8 protein-coding genes are annotated in these 14,557 nt (G+C 32.8%); 2 read left to right on the forward strand and 6 right to left on the reverse strand.

The window, feature by feature from the left end:
- Positions 1-392 precede the first annotated feature (392 nt).
- The 5 genes from B8T70_RS08100 to B8T70_RS08125 form a co-directional block, all read right to left on the reverse strand.
- Positions 393-2,945 (reverse strand): Ig-like domain-containing protein, encoded by a 2,553-nt coding sequence (locus B8T70_RS08100; RefSeq protein ID WP_086894553.1) that lies wholly within the window; start codon positions 2,943-2,945, stop codon positions 393-395.
- Positions 2,946-3,576: 631 nt separating this feature from the next.
- Complete coding sequence (locus B8T70_RS08105) at positions 3,577-3,825, reverse strand: hypothetical protein (RefSeq protein ID WP_039116515.1); 249 nt, start codon at positions 3,823-3,825, stop codon at positions 3,577-3,579.
- Positions 3,826-3,927: 102 nt separating this feature from the next.
- Positions 3,928-5,469, reverse strand: a complete 1,542-nt coding sequence (gene gldM, locus B8T70_RS08110; protein WP_039116514.1) for a gliding motility protein GldM — start codon at positions 5,467-5,469, stop codon at positions 3,928-3,930.
- A 46-nt stretch (positions 5,470-5,515) separates the two neighbouring features.
- Positions 5,516-6,067 (reverse strand): gliding motility protein GldL, encoded by a 552-nt coding sequence (gene gldL / locus B8T70_RS08115; protein ID WP_242667441.1) that lies wholly within the window; start codon positions 6,065-6,067, stop codon positions 5,516-5,518.
- A 155-nt stretch (positions 6,068-6,222) separates the two neighbouring features.
- Positions 6,223-8,013 carry a hypothetical protein gene (locus B8T70_RS08125; RefSeq protein ID WP_086894555.1) on the reverse strand — a complete coding sequence of 597 codons (1,791 nt, stop codon included), beginning with the start codon at positions 8,011-8,013 and terminating at the stop codon, positions 6,223-6,225.
- A gap of 1,282 nt (positions 8,014-9,295) precedes the next feature.
- On the opposite strand from B8T70_RS08125, the gene B8T70_RS08135 reads away from it, so the two are divergent.
- Together B8T70_RS08135 and B8T70_RS08140 are read left to right on the forward strand one after the other, a co-directional pair.
- Positions 9,296-11,587 carry a tail fiber domain-containing protein gene (locus B8T70_RS08135; RefSeq protein WP_086894557.1) on the forward strand — a complete coding sequence of 764 codons (2,292 nt, stop codon included), beginning with the start codon at positions 9,296-9,298 and terminating at the stop codon, positions 11,585-11,587.
- A 20-nt stretch (positions 11,588-11,607) separates the two neighbouring features.
- The gene (locus B8T70_RS08140) at positions 11,608-12,225 is read left to right on the forward strand and encodes a hypothetical protein (protein ID WP_039115048.1); all 618 of its coding nucleotides are present in this window, start codon (positions 11,608-11,610) and stop codon (positions 12,223-12,225) included.
- An 883-nt stretch (positions 12,226-13,108) separates the two neighbouring features.
- On the opposite strand, the gene B8T70_RS08145 is transcribed toward B8T70_RS08140, so the two are convergent.
- A complete protein-coding gene (locus tag B8T70_RS08145; RefSeq protein ID WP_086894558.1) occupies positions 13,109-14,368 on the reverse strand; it encodes a WG repeat-containing protein in 1,260 nt (419 codons plus the stop codon).
- Between the last annotated feature and the right edge of the window lie 189 nt (positions 14,369-14,557).

Below are 14,557 nucleotides of genomic sequence, written 5' to 3' on the forward strand. Positions count from 1 at the left end.
AAAGTATTAGAATTGAATTGACTGATCTTTATAACTTCAACCAGGTACTTTAGTTTTTGAATGATTAGTTCACTATTTCTTGACCGTGATTCATTTTAATTGGTAAATTTTTACTTAATTTAAAAAAAGCGAAGATGGTTTGATCTCTAACCATTTTCGCTTTTCAAGTATAAGTATGATACTTTTTATTTTTTTAAAGTTATAGAATCCTTTATTTGCACATTATAAAAAAATCTTCTTTAATTTCGGTAGATGATTATGCGAATCTACTTTTTAGAAGCCAATTTAATCGTTCTTAGACTTGAAATGATTTGTCTAGCGGAGTTTATAAAATAAAAATACTCTTTCATAACATTCCGAAACTGCTCTAAAATGGTTTAAAGAACTTTTCTTTAATGTGAATGGTTTTTTCTCTGCACAATTACTTTTTTTTGAATTATCTGATCGTCAAGATGAAGAATTAGTATGTACATTCCTGAAGGTAATTTTTCTACGTTCACTTTCTGTTCAAATATCGTATCCCCAATATAGCCCAAAGATTTTTCTATAATTTTTTTACCAGTAATGTCTATGAGACTGTAGTGGAATTTCTTTCCTTCAGATTTAGTGAGTTTGATATTGAAGTATGTATCTGATGGGTTAGGATATAAACTGAATTCAGAAGTTACTTTAAAATCATCAATAGACAAAGTAGAACAGTTTCCGATGTTATTCCAAAGAAATGTATTTAAATTAGGTTGTTTGCTTGTAGTTGGTGCTAACGCACAGTAAATAGTATTTTGATAGTTTACTTGATCACCCAATACATAGTTTGTAGAATTGTTCCAAGGTGTACTATTGCAATTTCGACCTATTATCTCAAAAATAGTAAGTATTGATGAAGTATTGTCTTCGAGTGCTGTAATTACTTCTATATTATGACTTCCGGTGGTCAAATTATTGAGAATAAATGCATATGGGGCCTGTGTTATAGTGGCAATAATTTTATTATTGTCTATAATGGTAATTGATGACAGGGCCCTATCAGGGTCAGTCACAGAGAAATTAAATAGGATATCCTCTCCTGCATTTATCACTGTATTTTTCTCCAAGGGATTTAGCATGCTTACTATTGGCGGTGTTTTAGAAAATGAAATTTCTCCGCAAAATTTTACTTCAGCAATGTTACAGTTGCCTCCTTTTGGTGACAAGTATCGGACATAACGATATCCTTTGGTAGGTGAGATGTTGATGGTTTGCCATGCTTTATTAGTTGGTTGAGTTGTAACGGTATAAAGATCTTCTACATCTGAAGAAAAATCTGCAGTATTAGAACCTTGAAATTTACCGCCTTTCATGCGGCCAGTCTGATTGTTTCTTGGGAAAAAACTAATTGTATTGACAGATATTTTTTTATTTACTCCAAAATCTAAACCAGCATAACCACCATCGCTTTTTGCATAATCAAAGTAGGTGTCTGTATTTCCATCAAATACTTTATCGTAAGTATTAGTTCCGTTTTGATATGCAGGAGAAGTTCCGAATGCAATCCCTTCTGTATTACAGGTGCTATTTACCATGATTGTCACGGGTAGGGAAGTACTGGTTACTCCTATATTATTGATTGCTTTTGCTGTAACGGTATAACTACCAAATTTAACATTTGGCCATGTAAATGAATAAGGAGCTGTATTGTCACTCCCTAATAAAGTAGTTCCATTATAAAATTCCACATTTTCTATTTTATTGTAAGTATCTTCTGCTAAAGCAGAAATTGTGAGGCTTGCAGGTGAGGAAAAAACTGCATTATTTAGAGGTGATGTTAATGCTATAGTTGGTGCTGCAATTTTAGTTACAGATGCATAGACAGGCATACTTGGCTGATCAAATATGTCTTTAATCACTAGTCGTGTATAGTATACGCCATTGCTCAAAGATGAAGCATTAATGGTTGCTGCTCTTTGTTGAGGAATTTTATCAGAGGCTGTCAAAATTGGATTCCCTTTATAAGAAGAATTATTAAAAACATCTATGGTGTAGGAAAATTGGGGACTTTGTGTTTGATCAACTTCCCAATTCATATTGATTGTTTTATTTGATGGCTGATAAGTTGCGTTATATGAAGAAACTGAACCAATAGTTAAATCAGGCGTTTTATCTGAATTCGTGACACTTACATTGGTTGACCTTTCTGGAAAGGTATGGGCAGTGTTTCCTCCAATTTGCATAAAAAAAGCACCAGTTTCGGTACCAGAATTAAATGCTTGATTATATATGCCGTTTCGTATTGAATCGCCAGAATTGGATTTAAAAGTAGCTGATTTTTGTAGTTTCCAAGTTCCTGAAGCAGTTCTTTGCCAAGCATTTTTAAGTAATACTTTTCTAACATTTGCACCTGTTCCAATCCAGTCTTCTATAAAGGCATCGTTATTTCTTTTAAAGGACACATTTGCAACAGGATAATCCATTGTTACTAAATGTGTCCATGTGCCTGTACTCATATCTTGTGACCAGAATCCAAAAAAAGTATGAGCATTATATTGCCATACTCTTGATACTAAATTATACCAAGTATTTGGTAACCATCCTAAAGTAAAATTCATTGATTTAAGGCCTGTTCCTTCTCCTCCAAAGTTTTCAATTTTAGTGCCTGGAGCAGCATATGCTCCAACAATTGGCAAATGATTGGAAGGATCCCATAAAGAAAAAATGAATGCTTTCCCACCAGGATGGTCTTGAATTCCACAGTATCCTCCACCTTCTTGCCCTGCGTTCCATCCCATAACTGAATAGTAAGTGTAAGTAGATGTAATTGGTATATTTACTGAATTCATCCATATATCAGAATTGGTATTTCCTCCAGAATAATTTAAGTGACTAGATGGAGCGGCTCCCTGACCATATAAATTAAGTGATGTAAGTACTACTAGAGCGACTATTTGCGTAATGATAAGTTTAGTTTTCATATAATAACTATGTAATGATTATGTCTTTTAGTAATGTTTTTTTTTAAGTTGTATACAGCTTAAGATAAATAGCTTAGTACTGCTAAAATGATCTTTTATTTAGATGTAATTAAAAACTAATATTGAGCTGTCTAATTTTTATAGAGCAGAAATTATAGCTCAGTTTTTTGTTCTGGTCTGATAAAATACTAAAAATTACCAATTAGATTGTAATACCCATTCTTACTACTTTGTAAAAAAAAATTAGTAAGTTTTTTTTAATTAAATGGTCTTATGACAAAATGTATAAGTAATAGATTTAGTTATATCTTATATAAAAAAAGAGTTTACAAAGTTATTTTGAATATACTCGAAGTAAGGCTTAATTAAGTTTAAAAAACAATATGATAAAGTTTTTTTGCAAGGTAATTACTTGTGAATCATCTAATATGGGGCTGCAATAAAAAAGAGATAAGATGCAATCTTTAGCAATAGAAAAGATTATAATGAACAGGTTATGAAAAAAGTGGGGAGAAAAGAAATCATAAAACCAAGCCTCTGCATTTTTGATGTAGAGGCTTGGTTTTTTATAAGATTTACTAACGGAAGAATTCTGTTAGTTTTTTTTAAAATTAGACTTGCATTCTTAACTTTAATTTAGAGTGTTTTCAAAAGATCTAAGTAAAGATAAATCATTTTCCCATTCAGTAAACAGGTCATTCTTATTGTTTATCGGATGACTACTAATCATATAATAATCGTGCCAGTAGTGCTTGTTAGAGTTGGTAGATTTTTGATTTATCTTTTTCTTAACCTTTATTTTGTTTGATGCTTTGTCATTAATTTTTCTAGCTGTTATTTTTGAAAATAGTAATGACCTTTTTTGGATTTTATTATTCATAATACATATTTTTTAAGATTAAAATTTTAAAATTGTCTTAAACTCTCAATATGAATTTGTTTTTATAAGACTCTGAAAGAGTTTGATTTATAGAACTACTTGCTATTGTATTTCAAAAATTACGGGAGCAGTTCTTGGTAATGAATAATTTCCAGCTCCAACAAGTTTAGTTTTAATCTCGGAAATGGTAACCTGATCTCCTCTACCTGCTTTTGAAAGTACAGATTTACATTGTGCGTTTAATCTATTACCAGAAACCACAACCGTAGGTTGCCCAGTCACTTTTAAATTAAATCCAACAACATCTAGTCCGACTTCGAAATCAAAATCAACTAATTTAGCGCCAATTGTAGCTACTTCTAAATTTGATTTAGGGCCTTTTACAATACCCATTTCTCCTCTAATAGTTCCACTTGGACCAGGAATGCCTTTAATTCTAAACGTTTTCTTGTCTGAAACTGTAGAGCCATTTGGTAATGTACCTGTAACGGTAATTGTTGTTTCGGTACCTGTACCTGGACTCATATTATATTTCCCTGGTTTACCCGATGACGATAATCCCGGAGCACTCGCTGTAACTTTATTATCAGCAACTCCAGCGAATGATATAGAGATTGGATTGACAACACCTCTATAAACTACATTCATTTTATCTGCAGAAATAGTAGCTGAATTTGGCTTAGGTACTACAACATATTTACCTTCAAATTTAAGTGGAATAGTTTTTCCATCTTCTAAGAATATAAATTGTCCATTGATGTTTTGCTCTCCAATTCCCCCAGCTGTCATAGATATAATAGCTTGACCATTAGCATCAATTTTACCTGGCCCTGAAAATGAAGTAGGTTTTGTATTTTCGTCATAACGACCTAAAACAACTTTACCTGTTACAGTTTCTCCTTGGAAATAAGCGTTTTTATCAAGAACTACAATTGCTTTATAATTACTATAAGAGGCTGCTGCTACAGCCGCTTTTCCTAAGGCAGCACTATAGACATCTGATTCGGTCTTTTTAACATCGCTTTGCCAAGCAGATAGTTTTGCTACTGATGCTACAGCAGGGAAACCTTTAAAATGATAAGTTAAATATTTATTTTTTAAGCCTTCTTTGTCTTGTACGTCTGAAGTATTAAATTTCTTGTTGACTTCAGCTAGTATCGCGCTGTACTTTTTGTCTTTTAAAGCAGCTTTCATTTTGGTTTTATACTGATTTATTTTTTCTATAATCTCGTTACCTTTAGCTGTATAACCTTCACCAGTAAACCAATTATCAACAGTGTCACCTTTATCCATAGATTCGTAAGGTAATTTTCCAGTTGTTGCATCTTTTTCGAATCCAGTTAAAACTTCGGTCTTTAATGTATCTACATAATTATAAAATTCTTTGGATATAGCCTCTACTTTATGAGCTGTTTGAGAAGCTATTTCGAACTCTCCTTTTGCCTCAGCCGCCTTTTGATCTAATGCTGTTAACATTTGTGCGTTAGTCATATTTGATGCTTCGTTTGCACTTTCAAATTTCTCATTCATTAAGCCAAAAGCGGACAATACTTCTTTTGACATATTCATTGCTAACATTGCGATAAAAACCAGATACATCAGGTTAATCATCTTCTGTCTGGGGGTTAATTTTCCTCCTGCCATATTTTTAAATATTTAGTTTATGTTATTGATTAATTGTTTTAATCAATTATTTTTTGTTATTCATGGCAGAAAGCATACCGCCATATACATTGTTCAATGAAGCAATATTTGCAGTCATAGATTGCATTTGCTCTTTTAACTTACCTGCATTTTCAGCAATTTCTTTATTAGCCTCAGCATTTCTTGAAGCACTATCTAATTGAACTTTGTATAAACCATTTAATGATTCCATTTGTGCAGCTGCTGTAGATAATTCTTCACTATATTTTTTAGTAGAAGCAATTGAGTCAACTGTTGGTGCAATACTTTTGGCAGCAGATTCAAAGTTTTTGATACTGTTGCCTAAGCTTGACATTAATTCTCCGTCAATTTTTGCCTCTTTAAGCATAACGTCTAATTTTTGAGATAGTACACCTTGCATGTCTGAAGGAGTTTCAATTTTTGCAGTTTTAGATTTAGTTTTTGCAATACCATTGGCTAATTCTGGATACACTAATGTCCAGTCTAATTCATCATCAACGGGCTCGAAAGCGGATAAAGCAAAGATTAATGCCTCTGTTACTAATCCGATTGAAAGCACCAATTGTATTGGTTTCAAAAATATATCTTGTTTGATCGTGTGTAAGTCTGCTTCCTTCAATTTTATTTGAATTATAGGTTAAATCAATCTGCGTTCGGTGGTAGATACCACCCTTTAATTTCATATCCTTTTGCTCTTTTAAGCTGTTCAGTAAAATATTCTTACTTACTTTTTTATTTCCTTTTCGAAGCATCAACATGAATCACTTTGTTAAAAACAGCTACTGAAACCTTATTTTCTGCTGCTTCTAAATCTTTCGTTGTTGTGGGAACCAAACTAGTGGCAATTGTACTGGCATTTGTATCTTTTTCTGAGCCTGTTTTTGATGATGGGTTATCAAGTAAAATTATACATTTAAAAGAATATGGTTCATAGGATTTACAAAGATTATTATGAATATATATATTGCCTGTGTATTCACCTTCTGGAGTATTAATAGGTATTTTAATTGAAGTTATGGAATCTTTAGTGTAACCGGTATATGTAAATGTATAAGGAGTAATGTCTTGATTTGGTATTGCATCAGAATCCCATTCAACAGAATATGCAGTAGGTTCCCCTTCGAGAGCGTTATAAGCGATTGATATATATTGTGGTGTGGGTAATAAAGCTCCAACGAAAGTTGTACGTGGATACTCATTTGGATTTTCTGAAAGATCGTAAGAAATGTAAAGAGGCTCTGAATTTAATTCCACCGTCTTTGACTCAGAAACAAGATTACAGTCACCCACAATGGCTCTGAATCTATGACTTGATAACATTGGGAATGTTGTATAAGTATTTGAAGTACTTGGATTAGGTACATCTTCCCAGGTAAATCCGTTAAAAATTTGCCATTTAACAACTGTGCCTGCGTTACCTGATAAGGTTAATACAGTTGTGTCTCCTTGACAAACTGAACTTGCGCCACTAATTGTCCCACCACTTAGTGTTTCAGGAATTATTCCTGTAATTACAGCTCTGTTATTAGTGGTTATATTAGCAGAACAAGATGCAGAAGTGAGCTTAGTAATTGTTATAGTGCTAGCATTTATTTGATTCAGGAAATTATCAGAATAAAAGGTACCTCTACCTGCAGTAATGACTGTTAGATTAGCCGTTAATCCTGTAGCAGATGGTAAAGTCCTGTTGTAAGTTACTACATAATTACCAACTGGCAATGATGCTGGATTAGAGGTTAGCGTTACAAACATTTTATAATTATTACTGTAGAGTCCAGCACTTACGCCAGTTATATTATAAGCGGGGCAATTATAAGAGATAATCACTCGTCCTGCTGCACCACTTCCACCATATTGGATAGCAGATCCTGGTGAATTTATAGCACCACTTCCACCGCCACCAGGAACCGTACCATCTTTCCTATTTTCATTACCCAAAAGTAGACTTGAAAGAGGAGCACCTCCGGCACCACCTGAATTTGCACCTTGACCACCTGCTCCGGAGCTAAGTAATAATCCTAACAAGGCTGATGTACCTTTGCCTCCATTTCCTCCAGCAATCTTAGTAATAGTTCCTTCTGAAGCTTCAAGTGACCCTCCTGGACTTTCACCTGGAGGCGTATTTGAGTTATTAATTCCACCTCTTAATCCACCGGCTGCAAAAAATAAATCTTCGTAACCTATAATTGTAGAAAAGTTTCCGTCTTTACTACTAATTCCTCCAAAGACTCCTCCTAGTGCTAACTTAGCAACAACCACATTTAAAGTTGATGACGGAACAGTAGTGAGTAGACTATTTACATAAGCGCCGCCCCCACCTCCACCTGCACCTCTTCCAGAGCCTAAGACGGAACCTGTAGCAAATCCACCAGTTGCACCTCCGCCCCAAGCCTGGGCACTAATGCTGGTTACTCCCGCAGGGACAATAAATATACTATCTTTAGTAATTAAGTGCGATTTGTTGGCCTGAGACCATGAATAAAAACTAATAAAAACGAGTAACAAGGATAATTTTGATTTCATAATAGTAGGTTTTAATGATTAAAAAATAAATTGACTAGTTAAAAATAGACTAATGCGTGGTATTTAAAAATCAGTCTAATCAGATTGGGACTAATCTATTTTATGATACTTTCTAAAGAAAAGAAAATATATAAAATGGAATGTTTGTGGAAAACAAGAATAAAGTTATTAATTATTTTTTATAAGATAAAAATATTATTTCATATTATATTATGTAGTTCAACAGATAAGTTTGTAGTATTATTTGTTTTTTTTACTTGCCTGATTGTTAGTATGTTAATTTTCACTCTACTAATTTACTTTATTGTAACAGCTTTAGTGATTAATTCAGCTTTTTTTATGTATAAGGTATTTATGAAGGATAAGTTGGAGTTCAGTTTGATTATTAATTTAGTTGATAGTATTAGATCAATCTATTGTATATAATTTTGTATCTCCAATAAAGAATGTACAATCTTAAGCTAAAAGCGGCCTGTGGTACTGATCTGTATACTCAGTGGTATTGGAGTGCATTTGGCGAAATAATCCCTAGGTCCATATATATTTGAAGTACTTTTGGCATCGATCCTTATGCTAAGCGTATCAGTCAGTTGCTACTGTAGTAAATTACCTTAGTTTTAGACAAAATCTTCTTTTTACAGTTTTAAGAGTAAGACCATTAGCTGTTATTTTGAGAATCATTTGCGTAATTAGAGTCATATCAAATTATTCATTTTAGTTACTCAGTTATGTCAGATGGTGACATTGAGCTCTTGTTTACAATAACTTGAAAAACTTTATTATCCAGTTTTCGTTAGTAATAGTTGATAATTTATTATGCAGTAAGTTCAAAATCATTTTAGAAAACCAAAATTATTTTTCGGGTAATTGTTTGTTTTCCATATTTACAGGATAAATCAACTGTTAATTTTTTTTCTTTATACACATTAATTATGACCTTTTAAAAACGGGTTTTAATGAATCATCACACTTTATAGAGGTTATGCTGGTAGGCTGATAATTTATTTAATTCTTGAGTGAAAATGAGTTTAAGGTGATTTGATTTTTTGTGATAAGTATGATTAATTCAGTAATCTAATAGATTAGAGATAGAGCCAATCAATTCTTTCTTAATAAGTTGTTTTTAGCAAATATTTATGAGGTAAGCGATTGATTTAGTTGGTTTTGGTAAAATAGCCGAAAGAAAAAAGACTTATGTTGTTGTTTTTGCGATTTAATTGAAAAGTGTCGCGGTGGTTGCTGTTAGTAACTTTGCAGTATATTAATTAAAATACAAATTTAGATGAAAATTAAGTATTTATTATTTGTTAGTTTGTTTTTTTTAGGAGCTACTATTAATGCGCAAACTAATAATGTGGGTATAGGAACCATTAATCCTGATGGTTCTGCACTTTTGGACTTATCAAGTACTGATAAAGGTTTGTTGGTTCCTCGAATTTTTCTTAAAAGTACTAAAGATGTGGTTACGATTAGTAACCCTGCACAAAGTTTATTTGTGTATAATGCGTCAAACATTGCTGATATTAAGCCTGGTTTCTACTATTGGGATGTAGATAAGTGGGTTCCTTTGTCAAGTGGAGCTACTTTAGGTGATATTGTTACAACATTGACCAATGATGGAAAAGGGGTTTATGTGTTTGTGAATGAAGAAAATGTTAAATCTCAAATCGATGTAGTTGGTGACATTGTGAACAATGCAGGAGATATTTTCCTAAATACAGATGTTGTAAAAGAGATTACGCACCTTGTAAAATCAAATGAGACACTTACTTCTTTAGTATATGATGCAACAGCGAATAAATTAAAATACAATGATGAGAAAGGTACTGAGAATGAGATTTCATTAAGAGAATTAGTATCCGGTGTAGAGAGTGTAACAACAATTACAAAAGGAACAGCAGGTAACTACATTTATAAAAATGAAGCAGGAGAAGAAGTTAGTATCGATGTAGTTGGAGACATTGTGAACAATGCAGGAGATATTTTCCTAAATACAGACGTTGTAAAAGAGATTACGCACCTTGTAAAATCAAATGAGACACTTACTTCTTTAGTATATGATGCAACAGCGAATAAATTAAAATACAATGACGAGAAAGGTACTGAGAATGAGATTTCATTAAGAGAATTAGTATCCGGTGTAGAGAGTGTAACAACAATTACGCAAGTAGTTCTGGGACATAAAATTGGAACGTATATAAACGAAATAAATGACTCAACGGATTTGAATGAAACAATAACATCATTGCGTTATGATTTAAGTAATAATCTTTTATATACAGATGAAAATGGAATAATAACAACACTAAATTTTGATATATTAAAAGGAGCAACAGGTCCGCAAGGAGTTAAGGGAGATACAGGATTAGCCGGAATTAACGGATCAGATGGAAAAGATGGAGCTACTGGCCCGCAAGGAGTTAAGGGAGATACAGGATTAGCCGGAATTAACGGATCAGATGGAAAAGATGGAGCTACTGGCCCGCAAGGAGCTAAGGGAGATAGAGGCTTAACAGGACCAGCAGGTCCGCAAGGAGTTAAGGGAGATATAGGTTTAACTGGAGCTACTGGCGCACAAGGAGCTAAGGGAGATACAGGTCCTCAGGGAGTTGCTGGAGTAGGAGGTGTAGATGGAAAAGATGCAGATGTTGGCACGCAAGGAGCAAAGGGCGATAGAGGCTTAACAGGAACAGAAGGTCCGCAAGGAGTTAAGGGAGATATAGGTTTAACTGGAGCTACTGGCGCACAAGGAGCTAAGGGAGATACAGGTCCTCAGGGAGTTGCTGGAGTAGGAGGTGTGGCAAAAGCGGGAGCTAATGTTACTATTGCAGGATTAGGCACCATAGCAAGTCCTTATGTAATTAATTCAGAATATACGGATACAAAGTATACAGCAGATCCAACGACAATGACACTTGCTTCTACTGTATTTGCTGCTAAAAATGCAGCTGCATTATGGAATGCAAACCAATTGCAGGGGAAAGCTGTTAGTGTAACTCAGCCAACGATTGTAGGTCAGGTATTGGCGTATAATGGGACAAGTTGGGTGCCAAAATTAGTTACAGAACCATGGAAAGAAACGACTTCAGGAAACGAAGCAACAAGTAATACGCAAAATATATACCAAACTGGTAATGTTGGTATAGGAGGAGTATCTGATGCAACGTTTAAACTTAAAGTTTATGGAGCTATAACAGCAACTAACTTTACTCAGACATCAGATCAGAGATATAAAAAAGATATTGAACCAATAAAAGGGGCGTTAAAAATGGTTAAGCAAATGGAGGGAGTTGGATATAACTGGAGAAGTGATGAATTTAAAGATAAAAAATTTGATGAGAAACATCAATTAGGTGTGATTGCACAAGATATCTTAAAAATTGTTCCCGATGCTGTTAGTAAAGATGAGAAAGGGTATTATACTGTAAACTATGTTGCTTTAGTACCTGTTTTAATCGAAGCTATAAAAGAGCAACAAATGATTATTGAAGTGCAAGAACAGAAATTTAATACACAACAAACCCAAATTAATGAATTAAGAACCCTAATAAATAGTATTAAAACTGAAAAATAAATTTTTAAATAAGATATATTATGAATATTAATTATAAAATTATAATAGCTTTCTTTTTTTTTGTGAATGCAAGTACAATTAGTGCTCAAACGGATGGTTTAGATATCGAAGGAAAGGCTTCTATAGGGGGATTGGTCACTTTAAAGACTACTACAACAGGGTCCAGTAATACTACAAATGTTACACAGATGAGGAAATTGTCTGTAGATTCTAAAGGTTTAGCATTGGTAGATTTTAAAGGTACACCCGTAGTAGTTGGAGGGTTCAGACCAGGAAGTCAATCTGCTTTGTTTACTGCGGAAACCAATAGCTCTATAACACGTGTTCGATTTATAGCACACGTTGATCAAAGTAATGTAACAAACAATGGAGATACGGCTGCTTATATTTATGGTGATTTTACTATTGTTTTTATCAATGGTGTAGGTACTATAAATAATTTAATGGTTTATGATTACGCTGGAAATATTAAAGATCATATAGAAAATGTGGTCTCAGGTGATATTATTATCAGAAAGAGTTTCTCTTTGTATACTCAGAATTATTTTGATATAATACTGAGAAGTGATGGTCGTTTTGGAGTAGGGACGGAGAGTCCAACGGTATCTTATATATTTGAATTTATGGGAGGAATCTAGGATAATGTTTATTATTAAGGCTGGGAAATAATAATATGACCCAGCTTTTAAATTTGAGGTCACTTTTGAGATTATTTTATCACGAGAGTGTAGGTGTAAATTTAAAATAAGATACATGAAAAGTACTATTTTATATAGATATGAAAATTTAAAACAATTTTTGCATAAAAAAAACAAAGTGATTTTAAAAAAAATATACTAATTCCTAAAGACAAGTTAAAAGCGGAAGAATTGGAAAAACTCTATAGAGAATATATATCTGTCAATACATTTTAATTTTCTAGTTAAAAACTAATCTTATTTATGATATTTTAAATACTGTAGAGTAAGCTTAGAGTTAATATTTATTTAACGAAAATTGCTGTTGATTATTCAATAGTACACTTTAAAAATAATTGAATAGTAGTAAAAATGCTACGCCCGTTTGTAAAGAAGATGCCTTTATCGGCAGTTCATGCAAGCAGGCGCATTCGATTAGTACGCCTCGTATGAGTAGATTGTCCTGACGGTGAAATGACAAATTAAAATAGAGTTTATATTTTTTTTATTTTATTTGCCGGAGCCAGTTATTAGTAAGCCTGTCTTTTGTGGGACTAAAGAATCTTAGGTACAATAGGAACTCAAAATCAGGAACACTATTTTTTGGCGCTATTTATTGATTAATATCACCGGAATTTGCAAGTATGGTCTTTTCCAACTTTATTCCAATCAGTCGTAAATCATCTTGAATTTTTTCGACTTACAATGTTCTTATTTATTGTAAATTTCGACGAAATTACTTTGTATTAATTTTAAGTTGTAATTACTAGTCTCCAGAAAAAGCCAAAAACAATATGTATTTTAACTGATACAAATAAAATGATGAAAATAGTTCTTAATTTCTTTATTTTTCCTCGATAGCGATAGCACGTCCGTCATATTTTAATTCAGCTAATATTTCACCAATACTGTTAATTAATAATTTTTTGTCATTTATTTCGACTACAAAATTTCCGTTATAACCAGGAACAATACTTTCATATTTGTTTTCAATCACAATGTTTCCTTTTTTATCTATTAACCCCCATAAATCAGACGTATAATGTGCGCCAGAAGAAAAGGATCTTTTTCCGTAAGCGGCAAAACCTTTATTAAATGGCATCATCACTCCAATGAATTTAAAATCAATAGTGGTCTGACCTTCTTTATTGATAAAGCCCCATTTTCCATCCTTCAAGACAGGTGCTAAGCCTTCTGAAAAGTCTCTGGCCTCGTCATAAATCAAAGGAATAGTTATTTCTCCTTTATTATTAGCAAAACCAAATTTTCCCATATTTTCCAATAGCATTAATTCATCGCTTAATTTCTTAATGTCTTTATATTGGGGAGCTATTAAAATATTTCCATATTTATCAGCAACACCTTTTGCATTATCCTTTGTAAGATAAACCATTTCATCTTCCCATGGAAAAACAAAATCATATTCCGGATTTAAAAGCACATTACCTTTTAAATCCATGAGTCCTTCCTTTGATTTATCACTTTCTCTAAATGCAAAAGAACAACCGTTAAATAACTCACTAACATGATCATATTGAAAAGGAATTATTGTTTTTCCTTTAGTGTCAATAATCCCAATTTTTCCATTTTTTTTTGCTCTAGCATATCCTTTGTAGAATTCCGCAATGAACTCAAATTTATTAGGGATTATCTCTTTCCCGTTTTTATTAACAGTTCCTTCCAAACCATCTTTTTTAAAAGTAGCCAGACCATTATTAAAGTTTTCATATTGCAAATTTTCATATTTTGGTATGATCTTATATTCTCCTTTGTTGTCAATAAGGCCGAATTTTTCACCAAGCTGAACGATGGCTACTCCATTTTTCATTTGTGAAACCGAGTTGTATCGAAAAGGGACAATAACATTGCCCTTGATATCAACAAATCCGTAATAGTCATTTTTTTGAACAGGGAATACATTCTCAGAAAAATCTCCGATATATTGAAAGGTTTCATTTGTGATTGGTTTACCTACCTCATCTAAAAGGATTAGTTTTTCGTATTGTCCTGATATGTAATACCCAAATTCTTTTTTCTGGGCAAAGGTAGAATTAGTAAAAACTATGATTGCTATTAGTTTAATAATGTAAAGTCCCTTTTTCATTTGTTGTTGTATTTAACTATTTCTGTGAGTACCAGTGTGAAAAAAATCTGGTTGTATAAAACAAATATAACAAAGATTATGTTTTTTAAATAGGAAGTTCTTTATAGCTTAAAATTTACTATGTAAAAAAAAAAGAGTTAGCAAAGCTAAGAAGAACGCTACCAGTTCTTTAAAATAAAAAAAAAAGGT

Origin of the sequence: Flavobacterium sp. AJR, from assembly GCF_002156885.1 — a bacterium.
In the GTDB taxonomy this organism is placed as follows: Bacteria; Bacteroidota; Bacteroidia; order Flavobacteriales; family Flavobacteriaceae; genus Flavobacterium.